Origin of the sequence: Mesorhizobium liriopis, assembly GCF_024053505.1 — a bacterium.
GTDB lineage: Bacteria > Pseudomonadota > Alphaproteobacteria > Rhizobiales > Rhizobiaceae > Mesorhizobium_B > Mesorhizobium_B liriopis.
Genome location: NZ_JAMXQS010000006.1, coordinates 233,148 through 249,158, shown reverse-complemented (window position 1 = coordinate 249,158; position 16,011 = coordinate 233,148). Strand labels below are relative to the sequence as shown.

Sequence of the window (16,011 nt, the reverse complement as noted above, 5' to 3'; positions counted from 1 at the left end):
GATCCGGGCGATTGAAGCGGTAAACCAGCTTCCCTACCGTTGCAACAGCGCCATCATTTGCGAGAGCGCGCGGAAATTCAGTGATGCTCGAACGATTATTCAGCAGAAAGCGCCGAGCCAATCGTGCGATCATCGATGCGCTCTATGAGCAGATCGTGGCAGCCGCGCGGCAGCCGACCTTTTATGCGCGGTGGAACGTGCCCGACACGCCGCTCGGCCGATTCGAGATGATCGGTCTTCATGTCTTTCTCGTTCTGCGCCGCGTGCAGGATCAGACGGTCGCCGCGCGCGACGTGGCGCAGGAACTGACGGACATGTTCTTTGCCGACGTGGACAGTTCGCTGCGCGATCTCGGCATCGGCGACATGGGCATTCCGAAGCGCATGAAGAAGCTCGCGCGGATGTTTTACGGCCGCACCGGTGCCTATGGTGAGGCACTCGACCGCGACGACCGCGCGGCACTCGCCGACGCCCTGCTTCGCAATATACGGCCGGGCGAAGCGCGCGATGCACAGGCCGATGCCTTCGCATCTTACGTTTCACATGCTGCGACCACGCTCGCGGCACAGCCGCTCGAAGAGATCGTGGCCGGAACGCTGCGATTCCCTGACGCGGCCGAGGAGTTTGGACGATGAGCCACCCCAACCACGAAACCCGCAGTCCCATCGCGCATCCCGTCAATGTCGCACGTCTGCCCGACCGCGGAACACCGGTGCTAATCGAGCCCGATGCAGAAACGCGCGCGGAACTTGCCGACGAGCACGGTCTGCTCGGCGTCGAGAGCTTCAAGGCAGATTTGACCGTCGAGAAATGGAAGCGCAACGGTGTTCGCGTGCGCGGCCGGGTCGAGGCACTGATCGATCAGGAATGCGTGGTCACGCTCGAGCCACTCCGGAATCGCATCGATGAAGAGATCGATGCCGTCTTCCTGCCCGAGGACTCGAAGCTCGGTCGCGAAGGCTTCGATGTTGGCGGCGAAATCCATCTCGACATGGATGGGCCGGACAGCCCTGAAACATTCTCAGGCGACTTCATCGATGTCGGCGCGCTGGCCGAGCAGTTCTTCGGCCTTGCCATCGATCCCTATCCTCGCAAGGCGAACGCCAAGGTCGAGGCGGAGCCGGAAGCCGGCGAAGAAGCGCCGATGAGCGACTGGCAGGCCAAGCTCGCGGGGCTCGCGCGCAAGCCTTGAAACGAGACTGTTGCGCGAAAGCCGTTGTGCCGCGAGGCAAAATCTCTATTTTCCCGCGCACCGCGTCCGGCAGGGTAGCCTGCTTCGGCGCGCGCCAATCGGGATGACCGACACTTGATCACACTTTCCATCGACGCCATGGGCGGCGATCACGGCCCGAAAGTCGTGCTGCCCGCGCTGTTGACCGTGCTCTCGCGCCGCAGCGACGTCCGCTTTTTGATCTATGGCCGAGAAGAGGTGGTACGCCCCATCCTCGACGCGCATCCGCGGCTGGCCGCAGCGAGCCGCTTCACCCATTGCGAGGTGGAAGTGCGCATGGATGACAAACCGAGCCAGGCACTTCGCCAGGGTCGCGGCAAATCTTCCATGTGGCGCGCCATCGAAGCGGTGAAGCTGGGGGAGGCGGAGGCCTGCATCTCGGCCGGCAACACCGGCGCGCTGATGGCCATGTCGAAGTTCTGTTTGCGCACCATGGCAAACATCGAACGCCCGGCCATCGCCGCCATCTGGCCAACGGTGCGTTCGGAGAGCATCGTGCTCGATGTCGGCGCGACCATCGGCGCCGATGCTCACCAGCTCGTGGATTTCTCGATTCTCGGTGCGGCGATGGCGCGCGCGCTATTCGAGATCGATCGCCCCACCGTCGGCCTGCTCAATGTCGGCATTGAGGACGTAAAGGGACAGGAGGACGTCAAGGACGCCGCCCGCCTCCTGCGTGAGGCCGACCTTTCGTCGATGAAATATCATGGCTTCGTGGAAGGCAACGACATCGGGGCGGGCACCGTCGATGTCGTGGTGACGGAGGGCTTCACCGGCAACATCGCGCTGAAAACCGCCGAAGGCACCGCGCGCCAGATCGGCACCTATCTGCGTGAGGCCATGCAGCGCACGGTGATGGCCAAGATCGGCTATCTCTTCGCCAAGGGCGCCTTCGAGCGGCTGCGCATGAAGCTCAATGTCGGCAAGAGCAATGGCGGCGTCTTCCTGGGCCTTAACGGCATTGTCGTGAAGAGCCATGGCGGCGCGGATGCGGAAGGCTTCGCCGCTGCCGTCGATCTCGCCTACGACATGGTACGCAACCGCCTGCTCGACCGCATCGAGGCCGATCTCGACCTTTTCCACGCTCGTCATCTCCGCTCCGGCGCGCTGCGGGCGGAAGATGAATCCGAACCTGAAACCGAGGAATAAGAACAGAATGATTCGGTCAGTCGTTCGCGGCATCGGCACGGCACTGCCGGCGCGCGTGATGAAGAACACGGATTTCGAGGGCATCGTCGAAACCTCGGACGAGTGGATCACCCAACGCACGGGCATCCGCCAGCGCTACATTGCCAATGAAAGCGAGACGACCGTTTCGCTGGGCGAGGCGGCCGCGCGTAAGGCACTCGACAATGCCGGCCTGACGCCTGCCGATATCGACCTGATCGTGCTAGCCACCTCGACGCCGAACAACACCTTTCCGGCAAGCGCCGTCGAGATTCAGCAGCGTCTCGGCATGCTCCATGGCTTCGCCTTCGACATGCAGGCCGTATGCTCAGGCTTCGTTTATGCGGTGGTGACAGCTGACCTTTACCTGCGCGGCGGGCAGGCCAAGCGCGCTCTAGTGATCGGCGCCGAGACGTTCTCGCGCATTGTGGACTGGACGGATCGCACCACCAGCGTGCTTTTCGGCGACGGTGCCGGCGCCATCATCCTCGAAGCGGCTGAAGGCGAGGGCACCCGGGACGATCGCGGCATCATCGCTTCCAGCCTGCGCTCCGACGGCTCGCACCGCGAAAAGCTCTATGTCGATGGCGGTCCCTCCACCACCGGCACGGTCGGCAAGCTGCGCATGGAAGGTCGCGAGGTGTTCAAACATGCGGTCGGCATGATCACCGATGTGGTCGAGGACGTTTTCGTCAAATCCGGTCTCGGTCCCGACGACCTCGATTGGTTCGTGCCGCATCAGGCCAACAAGCGCATCATCGACGCCTCCGCCAAGAAACTCGGCATCGATGAGAACAAGGTGGTCATCACCGTGAACCTGCATGGCAACACCTCGGCCGCGTCCGTACCGTTGGCGCTGGGCGAGGCGGTCGGTGATGGACGCATCAAGAAAGGTGACGTGGTGATGCTCGAAGCCATGGGCGGCGGCTTCACCTGGGGTGCGGTTCTGCTGCGCTGGTAGGCGCGAATTTGTTGACCGCGTGCGCGAAAATCCCTAACATTCTCGCGCACTTGGCAAGATTTTGACTGGGACGGCTGGTTCATCGGATGAGCGGTAAAACTCTGACTCGTGCTGACCTTGCGGAAGCTGTTTATCGCAAGGTCGGACTTTCCCGGACGGAGTCGGCGGAACTGGTCGAAAGCGTGTTGAGCGAGATCTGCGACGCCATCGTGCGCGGTGAGACGGTGAAGCTCTCCTCCTTCGCCACCTTCCAGGTCCGCGACAAGAACGAGCGCATCGGCCGCAACCCGAAGACCGGCGAGGAAGTGCCGATCCTGCCGCGTCGCGTGATGACCTTCAAGGCGTCCAACGTGCTGAAAAGCCGTATCCTGCGCGGCATGTCGAGCGACAAGAAGAAGTCGAGCACCGAGCGCAGTTGAGCTTCGGCGCGTAACGCGCTGCAATGTCATTCGAATCACAACCGCAAAGGTCTGCCGCGATGGATAAGAGTCCCGACGCATTCCGGACCATCAGCGAGGTTGCCGAGGATCTCGACCTGCCGCAGCATGTGCTGCGCTTTTGGGAAACGCGCTTCACGCAGATCAAGCCGATGAAGCGCGGCGGCGGCCGCCGCTATTACCGCCCGCAGGATGTCGAACTCATCAAGGGCATCCGGCACATGCTCTATGACCAGGGCTACACGATTAAAGGCGTGCAGCGCATGCTGCGCGACAACGGCAATCAGTTCGTCGTTTCCGTCGGCACTGGCGACGTGCCGGCGATCGAGGCTGTGGCGCGCCGACGGGCGGCCGAAGAAGAGGCCATGGCGGTGCCGCCCGCGCCCGTGATCGAGCGCGACGAGGACGGCGAGATGCTGGTCGGCGAAGCCAAGGCCAAGCCCAGCCGCCGTTTCTTCGGGATCGGAAAAGGCGAGGAGGAAGGGCCGGTAGCAGGCTCAGGAAAGCTCAGCCGCGACAACCGCGCGCTTCTGCAGGAAGCATTATTCGACCTGCTCGAATGCAAACGCCTGCTGGATCAGGTCCGCTGAGGGCGAGAACCGGCGGCTGCCTTTGCGGCGCCGTTCGCTATGAGGTCTCCGGCGAGCCAACCCAAGTGGGCATCTGTCACTGTGGCGACTGCCGCAAGGAAAGCGGCTCAGCCTTCGCGCTCATCGCAGCGTGGCCCCGCGACTCTTTTAAGATGACTGGCGAGACGGCAAGCTATCGAGGACGCCACTTCTGTTCCACCTGTGGCGGACGGCTCTTTTTCCTGCGCGAAACCGAAGCGCGCATCCGCGTCGGCTCCCTTGACGCGGCACCAAGCGGACTGACGCCGACTGAAGAGGTCTGGACCATACGACGCGAGGAATGGCTGAACCCTGTAGCCGGATGCGAGCAGCATGAGACAGATGGCTGACGCCACCTGAACGGTAGAATTTAAGTTTGAAAGCTGAGGGAAGGAATGGTCGGAGCGGCGGGATTCGAACCCACGACCCCTTGACCCCCAGTCAAGTGCGCTACCGGGCTGCGCTACGCTCCGAACCGAGCGAAGCCTTAGAGAATACGGGTTTGCGGCGCAAGCGCTAAAATCACTTCTTCAAACGAAAGCCCGCCAATCTGGATGATTTGCGGTATGCCCAGACGCAAAGTCCCACGAGGGTCCGGGCACGACTTCGGCCTATGCCCACAGCGCTTGACCCCATGCTTCAGGCTGCCAAAGACGTGCTCAAAGTCTATCGGCCATCATGACCGCGAGCAGCAGCGCGCCCGAAATCGCGGTGAATGTTGCCAAGCCGACGGTCTGCCACGCAGCCTTCGTGTTTCTAGACATAACACACCCCTCCCAAGGTTTCTGAAGCGTGATGCCGTTCAAGACGAACTGCAAGGTTTAACGCCGCACATCCTTTGGATAAGTGGGAGATGAGCGGTCTTTCGAGCTGTGCCGAATGAATGATGCCGGTCCGCTGCCTGATCTGTGGCGACCGCCGCGGCTCAGTCTTCTGCGTAGTTCAGGATTTGCTGTCGCCCTGCCTCCAAATGGCGTCGTGCAGTCATGCCGCGACGATATTCCAGCGCGATCGCGCCCCAAACGAGCCCGAGCAGCAGATAAAAGTGACGCCAGTGGTCGATGTCGATCACCGAGCCGAGCGCGAGATGGCCGAGGAAGGCGATATAGGCGCAGAGCAGAAAGGGCTGCCAAGGCCTGTCGCGGAACAGGATGCGGAAGCCGGCGGCAATGGTCCAAAGCATCAATGTCAGCCAGGAAACGAAGCCTAGCCAGCCATAATCCATCAGCGCCTTGAGCCAGATATTGTGCGTGTCCTCGCTGTAAAGCTGGCCGAAGACAAGCGGGCCGATGCCGAGCGGCTTTTCGAGCGCAAGCGAGAAGCCGATGGCGTAACGCGCGAATCGGCCCAGCCGCGCGCCGTCATAGTCCTGCACGAGCTGCGCGCGGGTTGTGAAGAGTTCTGCCACGCCGGGAAGCTGCAAGATGATGATCAGCAGAATGGCCATCATGAGGAGCCCGAGCAAGCTCATGACGACGATGCGCAGCCTCACGCGTCCGCTTTGGGTCTGTATAAATAGCGCGGCTGTGAGCACGATGGCGGTTGCCGCGAACAGGCCCCAAGCACCGCGCGAAAATGACAGAAACAAGCCGCCGAGGATAACGAGCAAGGGCAAGGCGACGAACGGCAATCGCGAGATGCGGCCGGTGAGCGTGGCATGCAGCAGGAACAGGGCAGGCGGTACGAGATAAGGACCGAACACGTTCGGATCCTGAAATGCCCCGGATGCGCGGCCGTAAAGCGTGAAAAGCGAGGCGCCCGGCACGAGATTGAAGTAGCCCAGAATTCCGAGCGCCGATGTGACGGTGGCAGCCAGGGTCCAGATCACGAAAATCAGCTTGAACAGGCTCGGGTCTCGCTCCAGCACGGCCGCGTAGAAAACCGAGGTCAGCCCGAGAAACAATGAGACCATGAGGTAGAGCGGGGTGCCGGAAATATCGGCCATCTGCGTCATGGCGAGCGCGCCGCCGATGTTGAAGGTCACCAGCAGGATCAGCAGCGGAACGACACCGCGCGAGATGCGAAGACCCAAGAGCGCCCAGACTGCGATGAGCGCTGCCATGTAAAGCTCGTACGGCGCAGGCTCGCGGATCACGAAGCCCGACAGCGCGACGCCCAGCGCGACCGCGCCCGAGGCGATCAGCGCGACGGTCTTGGCATTCACGGCCTCGGCCGTCACGCCCGGCTGCAAGGTCGCACTCAATAGGCGTTCTCGGTGTTGAAGAGGCGGATCGGAGTCAGGAAAAGGATTTTCAGGTCGAACCAGATCGACCAGTTCTCGATATATTGCAGGTCGAATTCAGTGCGCATGCGGATCTTGTCGTCATTGTCGATCTCACCGCGCCAGCCATTGATTTGCGCCCAGCCCGTCACGCCGGGCTTCACGCGATGCCGCGCGAAGTAGCCGTCCACCACTTCGGAGAAAAGCCGGCTGCGGCTGTGACCGCTCACAGCATGTGGACGCGGACCCACAAGCGAAAGGCTGCCTGCCAGCGCGTTGAAGAACTGAGGAAGTTCGTCGATGGAAGTCTTGCGGATGAAACGCCCGACACGCGTCACGCGCGGGTCGCCTCGCGTGACGGCTTGTGCGGCCATCTGGTCGGCTTGGTCGTGAAACATCGAGCGGAACTTCCAGACTTCGATCACCTCGTTGTTGAAGCCATGGCGCTTCTGACGGAAGAAGACCGGTCCCTTGCTGTCGAGCTTGATGGCAATCGCGGTCGCGATCATCACGGGCGAAAAGGCGAGGAGGCCGAGCAGGCTGAACAGGATGTCGAAGACACGCTTCGCCACAGAATCCCAATCATTGATAGGCTTGTCGAAGATATCCAGCATCGGCACGGAGCCGATGAAGGAGTAGGCGCGCGGGCGGAATCTCAGCTGGTTGGAATGCGCGGACAGACGAATGTCGACCGGCAGAACCCAAAGCTTCTTCAACAGCTGCAGCACGCGCGTCTCGGCCGTCAGCGGCAGACAGACGATCATCATGTCGATCTGCGCGATGCGGGCGAACTCGATCAATTCGTCCACCGTGCCGAGCTTGGGATAGCCCGCCACGAGCGGCGGCGAGCGCGTGTCGTCGCGATCGTCGAACAGGCCGCAGATGCGGATGTCGTTATAGGGTTGTTGCTCAAGCGATCGAATCAGGACTTCCGCCGGCTTTCCGCCGCCGATAATCACTGCGCGGCGCTCCATCCGCCCGTCGCGAGCCCATTTGCGCAACACCCGTGACATGACGAACCTGAACACGAGCAGCAAAGCGAGACCGGTCAGATACCAGGATCCGAGCCAGAAGCGTGAAAGCTCCTCCGTCACTTTCAGAAAGAAGCCGGCCAGCGCGACCAAGGCGAAGACGCCCGACCAGATGAAGGTCACTGCACGCACCACGGTCGAGGGGCGAAGCAGCGTGCCGATCTGGTAGGCGCCGGCTCCCTCGAAGAGGATCACCGCGCCGAGCGACGCCGTGCCGATGGAAGCGAGATAATAGAGCCAGATCGGCGAGGGGTGTCCGACATAGAAGGCGTAGATGACGAGGCCCGACGCGAGCAGCAGGGAAAGCTCACAAAGCAGCATCACGCCGCGCATCAGATCGGGCGAGATGGAATCCTTACGGTATTGCGACGCGATCTCTTGCGCGAGCCGGTTCAGGCGCACGGAATTACTGCTGCCGGTTTCATCCTCCGGCCGCCGCAGAATTTGGTCGATCGAAGTAGGGCGGGCTGGATTGGGATCGTTCATCGCAGGCGGGTCCGTCTGCGGCTTTTCATAGCAAAGCGCAGCTAAGGAAGCTTTGACACGAATTCGATCGATGACGCCACGTCAGGAATGACGCCTCAGTGCTTCGCGATACGTTCGTTCGATAGCTGTTGCCATTACGCCAGCGCTGAAGCGGGCCCGGAGCGATTCGGCAGGGGGCATGAGCCCGGCGAACTGTATCGGATCATCCAGCGCTTCCCGCATCTTCTGTGCGATCTGTTCGACAGTGGGCCGAACAAGCCCATGACGCCATTCATCGAAGATTTCAGGAATGCCGCCCACCATGCTCGCGATCATGGGCTTCGTCGCCGCCAAGGCTTCGAGGACGATGTAGGGCATGGCCTCGGCACGCGACGGCACGACGACATGGCGGGCGAGCCGGAAGGCGTCGCGAGCCGGCATCGGGTCGAAGAAGCGCACGTGGTCGGACAGGCCAAGAAGCCGCACCTGCTCGCGATAGCGCGGTAGGTCGTCGCCTGCGCCGACCATAGCGGCCGAAACCGGTAGCCTGGTGGTTCGACTGGTGTCGGCCAAGGCATCGATGAAGAGATCAGGCCCCTTCAGGTCACGCATCATGCCGATATACAGGAAATCGGCGGCATCCTGCATGGCTTCGACCGGCACGAATTCCTCGTCGCGCAAACCGTTATAGACGAGCGTGGTGCGGCCCCTCGGCTCTCCGATCTTGTTGATGAATGTCCGGCGTTCGTGGTCCGATACGAAGAGCACCCCATCACCGAAGCGCTCCATCATGCGTTCGAGCGCAAAGAACATGCGGCCCGTCATGGTTCTCGGGTCGTAGTGCAGGCTGCCGCCATGGGGCGAGTAAAGGCGCGCGACGCGCCTGCCGCCGAGCCGCATCGAAGTGCCGAACAGGCGAGCATAGACGCCGCCCTTGGCACCGTGGCCGTGCAGCACATCGGCCTTCATGCGGTGCAGGATACCGAGCGTGCGTCGGGCGGCCGCAAGATCGCCGAAGCCGATATGGCGCTGCATCGGCGTGCGCGTGACACCCAACGCCAGAAATGGCGCGATGGCCTCGAACAGCCTATCCTCATGCACCCCACCGGTGCTGGAATCGCAGACGATGCCGACAAGGTGCCCGGCGCTCGTCTGTGCCTCGGCAAGGTCGCGCACGTGGCGGAAAATGCCTCCGACGGGCGAGCGGAAACAGTGGACGATGCGGAGAGGTTCGTCCGACACTTGCCGGGTAATCAGAAAAGGCGTTCGCGCACGTAGACCGTGTCGCCGGGCAGAAGCGGATCCGAGGTCACGACGCGGCCCGTCATGACCTTGCCGTTGATATCGCGCGTGATGTCCACATCTGTTTGCTGAGCGCGGGGCGTGAAGCCGCCGGCGGTCGCGATGGCTTTCTGGGCGGTGAGGCCGGGCAGGTAGGAATATTGGCCCGCAGCCCCCACTTCGCCCATGACGAAGATCGGGCGATAACGATCGACCTCGACCGCGACATCTGGGTCGCGGATATAGCCGCCGCGCAACTTGTTGGCGATGTCCTTTTCCAGCTGTTGGGCGGTGCGGCCACGTGCCGGCACCTGTCCGACGAGCGGCACGGAAATGTAGCCGGCCTGATCGACGCTGTATGTGTTGGTCAGCCCATCCTGTTCGAACACGGTGACGCGAACGCGATCACCGGCGCCGAGCATGTAGGGTTGCGAAAGCGCCTTATGGAAAGCCGGTGGGGCAGGGCGATAGCTGGTGCAGCCCGCGGCAAGTGCGGAGGCAAGGATGGCCGTCACTGCGAAGAGGTTGCGTTTCATGATCCGTGCCCGGTGGTCGGGACGACGCCGCCCCCAATTCATGCGGTGTTATTGAATGGTTAGGGTTAACGCGGCGTAAAACACCTTGGGCCCTGCGGCTCGCCCCTATCTTAAGTATTGAGTTACCATAACTATTTACCTTGCTGATGCGTCAGAAGCAGGCAGACGGTCATGTCACGCGTTCAGTCCAACACCGCCGACCTCGATGTCGATCTCCGCACGCTGTTCGGCAGCCTCCTGCGCCGCTGGAAGCGCGTGCTTGGGGTATCGGTCGTGGTGGCCGCCGGGACCTACGGCTTGGCGTCGCTCGCCACCCCGCAATTTCGAAGCGAGACACGGCTCACGATCGAAGGGCGCGAGTCGGCATTCACGCGTCCGAACACTGCCACGCAGGCCGAGCCGCAGCCGATGGATGCGGAAGGGATTACAACGCAGGTCGAGCTGATCGGCTCGTCCAGTATCCTGCGCAAGGTCGCCGACGATTTGAACCTGCAAACGCGCGATGAGTTCGATGAGGCACGCAATCCATCGGCGGTTTCCAAATTTCTGATCGAGACCGGTCTGCGTACCGACCCGGCCAGCATGCCGGTCGAGGAGCGCGTCCTGCAGAAAATGCGCGACAAGCTCAGCGTTTTCCGCGTGGAAGGCTCTCGCGTCATCGTCGTGCAGTTTTCGTCGGAAGATCCCGAGGTGGCACGCAATGTCTCCTCGGCCATCGCCAATGCCTATCTCGACGTGCAGCGTGACACGAAGCTTTCGTCCAACACCGATGCCACCACTTGGCTCGAGCCCGAGATCGCCAAGCTGACGGGCGAGGTGAAGGAGGCCGAGGCCAAGGTCGCCCAGTATCGGGCACAGTCCGACCTCTTGATCGGCCAAAATAATTCCGTGCTCGCGACGCAGCAGCTCTCCGAACTTTCGACCGAACTCTCCCGCGTTCGCGCCGCGCGCTCTTCAGCCGAGGCGTCGGCTGCCAGCGTGCGCACCGCACTTCAGCAAGGGCGTTCGCTCGACTCGATCCCTGAAGTGCTTCAATCCCCGCTGATCCAGCGGCTGCGCGAGCGACAGGTTCAGCTCAAGACCGATATTGCCGACCTCTCCACCACGCTGCTCGAAAACCATCCGCGCGTCCGCTCGCTGCGGTCGCAACTGGGTGATCTGGACGGTCAGATCCGGGCGGAGGCGCAGAACGTATTGCGCAGTCTGGCGAACGAAGCCGACACCGCGAAACTGCGCGAGAACGAACTCGTCGCCCAACTCAATGCCCAGAAAGATGCCGCTGCAAAGGCAGGCGAGCAGGAGGTCGAGCTGCGGGCGCTGGAGCGCGAGGCGAACGCCAAGCGCGACCTCCTCGAATCTTATCTCGGCCGTTTCCGCGAAGCGTCTTCGCGCCGCGATGGCAACTACCTTCCGGCCGATGCGCGAGTCTTTTCACCGGCGACGACGCCGATCGAGCCTTACTTCCCGAAGAAGGTTCCGATCACGGTCGCGGCCTTCGTCGCGTCGCTTCTGTTGATGTCCGTGCTGACGTTGCTGAGCGAACTCTTCTCCGGCCGTGCGATGCGCCCTGCAAGGAGCGCTTATAGCGAGCCCGTCGATGACGTGATCGCCGCGGCGCCGCCCGTTGCGACCGCCGAGCCCGTCGCACCGCTTGCACTGCCCGCACCAAGACCGCAGGAAGCCACACCAGTCGCGACCACCCAAGTGCCGGAGCCCAAGTCCGGCGAGATCGGCATCGTGCGTGCCGCGCAGCGCCTCGTCACGGGCGGCACCAGCCGCGCGGTGGTGATTTCGCCGGAGGGTGACGAAGCGGCTGCCGTTTCGGTTCTCGTTGCCCGAGAAGTCGCCGATACGGGTTTGCGCGTGCTGCTTCTCGATCTGTCCTCATCGGGTGCTGCTTCCAGGCCGATGCTGGATGGCGTCGGTTTTCCCGGCATCACCAACCTGCTTGCCGCCGAAGCGCAGTTCACCGATGTCATCCGTGCCGAGCACTATTCCGACTGTCACGTCATCCCGATCGGCACGGCCGATGCCGCGAAGGCGATGCGCGCCGCCGACCGCCTGCCGATCATCATGAGCTCTTTGACCACCGCCTATGATCTAGTGGTGGTCGAATGCGGTCCGATCGATGCGGAGGGCATCGAGCGTCTGGTCGGCGAGGAAACGTCGGTTCTGGTCAGCGTGCTGAGCAGCGAAGACGAGAGCGTGACAAAAACCGTTCTTGACCTGAAAGAGCGCGGCTACGAGCCGCTCCTCGTCACGCCCGCCGGTTATCGCGCGCCGCTGCCGCCAAAGACCGATCGCGACGCGGCCTAATAGGCATCAAGCTTAGGGAGCCTGCGTGGCGCTGCCAGCAAGACGGCGGCGCACATCCTTGAAGACCTGCCAAAGGCGCTGATTGCGCTTGAGCATGAGCTTGAGCTTTGCCGAAGTCGCGAGCGCAGCGACGGAAGCCCGACCCTTGAGTGTCAGCGGCATGAAGACATCCCACAGTTCGGTCTCCACGTCGCACCACTGGCGCTTGTAGGGCTCGTCGCCGACGCCGAAATCGTAGAAGGTGCAGCCTTTGTCGGCAGCTTCCTTGATGTTGAGATAGAACAGGAGCTCACCGGGGCTGAGCTTGGCGAGCTCGTCACTGGCAATCGCACCGAACTCGCAGGTGATGCGGTCCGAACCGTAGCTGCTGCCGGTGACGGCGCGGGGCTTGTTCTCCACTTCCAGCGCCTGCAGCCGGAATGGCGGTTCGGGTTCCGACAATGCGTCCGCGAAAAGGGCATGGAAGGCGGCGCGCACCGGCGCGGGCTCGAACGGATCGGGTATGCCGGCCTGCTTGAACCGCTCGGCCTTGAGCGCGAAGAAGGTGTCGAGCAGTTGTGCGGTTTCCACCGGTGTCGCAGCCTCCTTTCGCACGAAGCCCCCTACGGCCTCATATTTGCGCAGTTGCGAACGGTGCTTCTTCGCCTTGCCGCGATACTCCTTGGTCTTCACCAGAACGTCGAACGGAGCGCCGAGCTTCGTTGCGAGCGCGAGGTTTGGGCTCGCGCGGGCACCATCCAGAACGAGAGGATTTGACTGTCCCTCGCGATCCGGGCTCATGCGCTCCAAGGCCAGCACATCAACGGTAAGGTCCGCCGAGGTCAAAGCTGTTCGCAGCGCCGTGCCAAGTTCGAGACGTCCAACCTCACCATCGATAAAGGCGGGGAAATTCGAGTTTGCATGTCGTCCGCCCATGAAGCGGGCCATCTGCACGCCGTGCAAGGTTACGACTTCGAGCGGAAGCATGAGGACTGTTGCGCCGTCTCTCTGGACCTCGACGAGTATCGGCTTCGCATTCGGTTGCCGGCTCCAAGCTTTCGCCCAGACCGGATGCTGTGCAGGACCGACGATGCGGCTCCCCGCGAAGCTGCGGTAATCTTGCAGCGCGCCTTCATCCAGCACGCGCAGGGTAGCCGACAGGCTGTTCAAGCCTGTTGCGTCAGCGCGTGCCATGCCATCAACCATGCCGCAATCCTTCAGCTCTACCCTTGGCCGCAGTAGATGGAAGCTCGCAAGGAAAGGTGAAGGAATGCGTTCAGGCGCCGACGCGCTTCGCCGCATGGTCATGGATGCCGGACGGATCACCGGGATCGATCGGCTGTTGCAACCATGGTTCGGCGGCACGGGAGCGATCCTGATGCTCCATCGCGTCACGGATAAGCTGCGCTTCCCGGATGGCCCGAACCGCCACCTTTCCGTATCGCCGCGTTTTCTTGACGCGGTTCTCACCATGCTTCGCGATGACGGTTTCGTCTTTGTATCCATGGATGAGGCCGTCGAGCGTCTGCGGGCAGGAGATGCCGGCGGCTCGCGCTTCGTCGCGCTTACAGCGGATGACGGCTATCGCGACAACATGCTCGAAGCTCTGCCGGTTCTCGAGCGGCATTCCACGCCGATTACCGTCTATGTCGCACCAGGGCTCATCGATGGCACGGCCGACCTCTGGTGGGACGTTCTCGAAGAAGCGGTCAATGCCGGGTGTCCGATCCAGCTCGGGGGCGAGCAGCTGAACTGCGATAGTTCGAGCGCGCGCCAATCGGCTTTCAGTCGCTTGCTTACTGCGGTCAGCAAGGATGTCCCGGAAAGCGAGCGGACCGGGTTCGTTCGCCGCGTCGCGCGCGAGGCTGGCGTCGATCACAGCGCACCGGGCCGCGCCACGCTGATGACATGGGACGAACTTCGGCACTTCGCTCGCCATCCGCTCGTGACGATCGGAGCGCACACCGTCGATCACCACAATCTCAAGCGTCTCGGCGAGACGGAGGTGCTGTTCGAACTCGAAGAAGGACGGCGGCGCATCACGGAACAGCTCGGCCGCGAGCCGCGCCATTTCGCTTACCCGTACGGTTTTGGCGAGGCGGTCGGTCCGCGCGAAGTCGCTCTTGTGCGACAGACCGGTTATCTCTCAGCGGTTACCACGCGCCATGGCGTGCTGCGCGAAGACCATATCGACCACCTCCATGCGCTGCCGCGCTTGTCGCTGAACGGGCGGTTCCAAAACCTCGCCCATCTGCGCACCATGCTGCGCGGGCTGACCACGCCGCTCGCGAACGGCGGGCGGCGGCTCGTCACCGTTTAGGCCTGATCTTCCGGCTTTCCGATCATCCATTTGATGATGAACATGGCCGGCACGATCCATAACAGGCCGGTGAGGAAGAAATAGAGCAGGTGCACGATCGGGCTCGACTCCGACAGCTGCGCAACCGCGATCAGCGTGGCGAGCACGGCATAGACGATCACGAGAATGATCAGAAGGACGGTGCCGATAAGCTTCTTGATGCGGACCGGCACAGGAGCCTTGCCTCGATTGGTATTGCCTCCTCGTAAGCGCATGGGGAGCCGCACGCAATCCTCGCGCGACGGCATGTCGCGTGGATGGCGGTTGCCGCGCGGGCGCGGAGCGTTCAACTACGCGACGAACCGGAGAGCCTGCCATGTCGGCCACTGTCGAGGCGCGAGCTGTTTATGGAAGACGCGACGAAGTCGCGCGCAACCGAGCCATGGTGCGTGCGTGGCTCTGGGTCATCGTTGCGATGCTGGTGGCGATCGTGATCGTCGGCGGCGCAACGCGCCTCACCGAATCCGGCCTGTCGATCACTGAATGGAAGCCGATCCACGGCATCATCCCGCCTTTGAACGATGTCGAGTGGCAGGAAGAATTCGCAAAATACCAGCAGATTCCCCAATACAGCCAGCTCAATGCCGACATGACGCTGAGCGGCTTCAAGACGATCTTCTGGTGGGAATACGCCCACCGCGCGCTCGCGCGCACCATCGGCGTCGTCTTCGCGCTGCCGCTCCTGTTCTTTTGGGTGACAGGCCGCATCGAGCGAAAGATCAAGCCGAAGCTTCTCGGCATTCTCGCGCTCGGCGCGCTTCAGGGAGGCGTGGGCTGGTGGATGGTGGCGTCGGGCCTCGTCAACCGTGTCGAAGTCAGCCAATACCGGCTGGCAACGCATCTCACCATCGCAGCCCTGATCTTCGTCGCGACCGGCATCGTCGCGCGCGGCCTCACGCCGCACACGGCGCGTCCTGCCGATCGCGGCACGCAGACCTTTGCCGGCTGGCTCGTCGTGGCGTCGCTCTTTCAGCTCTATCTCGGCGGGCTGGTGGCAGGCCTCGATGGCGGCATGAGCTACAACACATGGCCGCTGATGGATGGCTCGGTCGTTCCATCCGGCCTTTTCGCGATCGACAGCGTCTGGCGAAACTTCTTCGAAAACCCGAAGACCGTCCAGTTCGTCCACCGCATCGGCGCCTACACGCTGCTAGCGCTGACGCTCTGGCACATGATCGCCGTGCGCCGGCGCCAGCCGAACACGACCCATGCGCGCCGGGCTCTGGTGCTGTTTCACCTCGTGATCCTGCAGGCCATCATCGGCATCACGACACTGGTGCTCGTCGTGCCGATCGGCTGGGCACTGCTGCACCAGGCCGGCGCGCTGCTTGTCCTCGGCTTCGCCGCCGCCCACTGGCGTGGCACGAAGGGCGCCTATCCGCTCGAGACGGATGTTGTGATCAGGCCGGGAGCGTAAAC

The 16,011-nt window shown here is 62.6% G+C and carries 16 protein-coding genes and 1 tRNA gene; 10 read left to right on the top strand and 7 right to left on the bottom strand.

What is annotated here, in order from left to right:
- The first annotated feature begins 83 nt into the window (after nucleotides 1–83).
- The 7 genes from NGM99_RS13385 (at nucleotide 84) to NGM99_RS13355 (ending at nucleotide 4,754) form a co-directional block, all read left to right on the top strand.
- On the top strand, nucleotides 84–635 hold the full coding sequence (locus tag NGM99_RS13385) for a ubiquinol-cytochrome C chaperone family protein (RefSeq protein WP_252819685.1): 552 nt from the start codon (nucleotides 84–86) through the stop codon (nucleotides 633–635).
- Nucleotides 632–1,192 carry a YceD family protein gene (locus NGM99_RS13380; protein ID WP_252819682.1) on the top strand — a complete coding sequence of 187 codons (561 nt, stop codon included), beginning with the start codon at nucleotides 632–634 and terminating at the stop codon, nucleotides 1,190–1,192. Before NGM99_RS13385 ends, NGM99_RS13380 begins: the two co-directional genes overlap by 4 nt.
- 114 nt (nucleotides 1,193–1,306) lie before the next feature.
- The gene (gene plsX / locus NGM99_RS13375; protein WP_252819680.1) at nucleotides 1,307–2,380 is read left to right on the top strand and encodes a phosphate acyltransferase PlsX; all 1,074 of its coding nucleotides are present in this window, start codon (nucleotides 1,307–1,309) and stop codon (nucleotides 2,378–2,380) included.
- Nucleotides 2,381–2,387: 7 nt separating this feature from the next.
- Nucleotides 2,388–3,359 carry a beta-ketoacyl-ACP synthase III gene (locus tag NGM99_RS13370; RefSeq protein WP_252819679.1) on the top strand — a complete coding sequence of 324 codons (972 nt, stop codon included), beginning with the start codon at nucleotides 2,388–2,390 and terminating at the stop codon, nucleotides 3,357–3,359.
- Nucleotides 3,360–3,445: 86 nt separating this feature from the next.
- A complete protein-coding gene (locus NGM99_RS13365) occupies nucleotides 3,446–3,778 on the top strand; it encodes an integration host factor subunit alpha (protein ID WP_252819677.1) in 333 nt (110 codons plus the stop codon).
- Nucleotides 3,779–3,837: 59 nt separating this feature from the next.
- The gene (locus tag NGM99_RS13360) at nucleotides 3,838–4,386 is read left to right on the top strand and encodes a MerR family transcriptional regulator (protein ID WP_252819676.1); all 549 of its coding nucleotides are present in this window, start codon (nucleotides 3,838–3,840) and stop codon (nucleotides 4,384–4,386) included.
- Nucleotides 4,383–4,754, top strand: coding sequence for a GFA family protein (locus NGM99_RS13355; RefSeq protein ID WP_252820058.1), 372 nt, complete (start codon nucleotides 4,383–4,385; stop codon nucleotides 4,752–4,754). Before NGM99_RS13360 ends, NGM99_RS13355 begins: the two co-directional genes overlap by 4 nt.
- 46 nt (nucleotides 4,755–4,800) lie before the next feature.
- Here NGM99_RS13355 and NGM99_RS13350 read toward each other — a convergent pair.
- From NGM99_RS13350 to NGM99_RS13330, 5 genes are all read right to left on the bottom strand, one after another.
- Nucleotides 4,801–4,877: transfer RNA gene (locus NGM99_RS13350), tRNA-Pro, on the bottom strand.
- Between the two features lie 452 nt (nucleotides 4,878–5,329).
- The gene (locus tag NGM99_RS13345; RefSeq protein ID WP_252819674.1) at nucleotides 5,330–6,607 is read right to left on the bottom strand and encodes an O-antigen ligase family protein; all 1,278 of its coding nucleotides are present in this window, start codon (nucleotides 6,605–6,607) and stop codon (nucleotides 5,330–5,332) included.
- The gene (locus tag NGM99_RS13340) at nucleotides 6,604–8,142 is read right to left on the bottom strand and encodes an undecaprenyl-phosphate glucose phosphotransferase (RefSeq protein ID WP_252819672.1); all 1,539 of its coding nucleotides are present in this window, start codon (nucleotides 8,140–8,142) and stop codon (nucleotides 6,604–6,606) included. Before NGM99_RS13340 ends, NGM99_RS13345 begins: the two co-directional genes overlap by 4 nt.
- An 81-nt stretch (nucleotides 8,143–8,223) precedes the next feature.
- Nucleotides 8,224–9,363, bottom strand: coding sequence for a glycosyltransferase family 4 protein (locus NGM99_RS13335; RefSeq protein WP_252819670.1), 1,140 nt, complete (start codon nucleotides 9,361–9,363; stop codon nucleotides 8,224–8,226).
- An 11-nt stretch (nucleotides 9,364–9,374) separates the two neighbouring features.
- Nucleotides 9,375–9,938: a polysaccharide biosynthesis/export family protein gene (locus NGM99_RS13330; RefSeq protein ID WP_252819669.1), complete on the bottom strand. Its 564-nt coding sequence runs from the start codon at nucleotides 9,936–9,938 to the stop codon at nucleotides 9,375–9,377.
- A 171-nt stretch (nucleotides 9,939–10,109) separates the two neighbouring features.
- Here NGM99_RS13330 and NGM99_RS13325 point away from each other — a divergent pair, with 171 nt between their 5' ends.
- A complete protein-coding gene (locus NGM99_RS13325; RefSeq protein ID WP_252819667.1) occupies nucleotides 10,110–12,254 on the top strand; it encodes an exopolysaccharide transport family protein in 2,145 nt (714 codons plus the stop codon).
- A gap of 12 nt (nucleotides 12,255–12,266) precedes the next feature.
- Here NGM99_RS13325 and NGM99_RS13320 read toward each other — a convergent pair whose 3' ends face one another.
- A complete protein-coding gene (locus tag NGM99_RS13320; protein ID WP_252819666.1) occupies nucleotides 12,267–13,427 on the bottom strand; it encodes a GNAT family N-acetyltransferase in 1,161 nt (386 codons plus the stop codon).
- Nucleotides 13,428–13,503: 76 nt separating this feature from the next.
- On the opposite strand from NGM99_RS13320, the gene NGM99_RS13315 reads away from it, so the two are divergent.
- Nucleotides 13,504–14,553 (top strand): polysaccharide deacetylase family protein, encoded by a 1,050-nt coding sequence (locus NGM99_RS13315; protein ID WP_252819664.1) that lies wholly within the window; start codon nucleotides 13,504–13,506, stop codon nucleotides 14,551–14,553.
- Here NGM99_RS13315 and NGM99_RS13310 read toward each other — a convergent pair.
- Complete coding sequence (locus NGM99_RS13310; RefSeq protein ID WP_252819662.1) at nucleotides 14,550–14,765, bottom strand: DUF2842 domain-containing protein; 216 nt, start codon at nucleotides 14,763–14,765, stop codon at nucleotides 14,550–14,552. The two genes, NGM99_RS13315 and NGM99_RS13310, sit on opposite strands and share 4 nt — an antisense overlap.
- Nucleotides 14,766–14,908: 143 nt before the next feature.
- Here NGM99_RS13310 and NGM99_RS13305 point away from each other — a divergent pair, with 143 nt between their 5' ends.
- On the top strand, nucleotides 14,909–16,009 hold the full coding sequence (locus NGM99_RS13305; protein ID WP_252819661.1) for a COX15/CtaA family protein: 1,101 nt from the start codon (nucleotides 14,909–14,911) through the stop codon (nucleotides 16,007–16,009).
- The last annotated feature ends 2 nt before the right edge of the window (nucleotides 16,010–16,011 follow it).

Excerpts from the sequence above, each read along its gene's own strand:
- NGM99_RS13385 (WP_252819685.1), top strand. The coding sequence starts at position 84 with ATGCTCGAACGATTATTCAGCAGAAAGCGCCGAGCCAATCGTGCGATC.
- NGM99_RS13380 (WP_252819682.1), top strand. The coding sequence starts at position 632 with ATGAGCCACCCCAACCACGAAACCCGCAGTCCCATCGCGCATCCCGTC.
- NGM99_RS13370 (WP_252819679.1), top strand. The coding sequence starts at position 2,388 with ATGATTCGGTCAGTCGTTCGCGGCATCGGCACGGCACTGCCGGCGCGC.
- NGM99_RS13365 (WP_252819677.1), top strand. The coding sequence starts at position 3,446 with ATGAGCGGTAAAACTCTGACTCGTGCTGACCTTGCGGAAGCTGTTTAT.
- NGM99_RS13360 (WP_252819676.1), top strand. The coding sequence starts at position 3,838 with ATGGATAAGAGTCCCGACGCATTCCGGACCATCAGCGAGGTTGCCGAG.
- NGM99_RS13340 (WP_252819672.1), bottom strand. The coding sequence starts at position 8,142 with ATGAACGATCCCAATCCAGCCCGCCCTACTTCGATCGACCAAATTCTG.
- NGM99_RS13330 (WP_252819669.1), bottom strand. The coding sequence starts at position 9,938 with ATGAAACGCAACCTCTTCGCAGTGACGGCCATCCTTGCCTCCGCACTT.
- NGM99_RS13325 (WP_252819667.1), top strand. The coding sequence starts at position 10,110 with ATGTCACGCGTTCAGTCCAACACCGCCGACCTCGATGTCGATCTCCGC.
- NGM99_RS13320 (WP_252819666.1), bottom strand. The coding sequence starts at position 13,427 with ATGGCACGCGCTGACGCAACAGGCTTGAACAGCCTGTCGGCTACCCTG.
- NGM99_RS13315 (WP_252819664.1), top strand. The coding sequence starts at position 13,504 with ATGCGTTCAGGCGCCGACGCGCTTCGCCGCATGGTCATGGATGCCGGA.
- NGM99_RS13305 (WP_252819661.1), top strand. The coding sequence starts at position 14,909 with ATGTCGGCCACTGTCGAGGCGCGAGCTGTTTATGGAAGACGCGACGAA.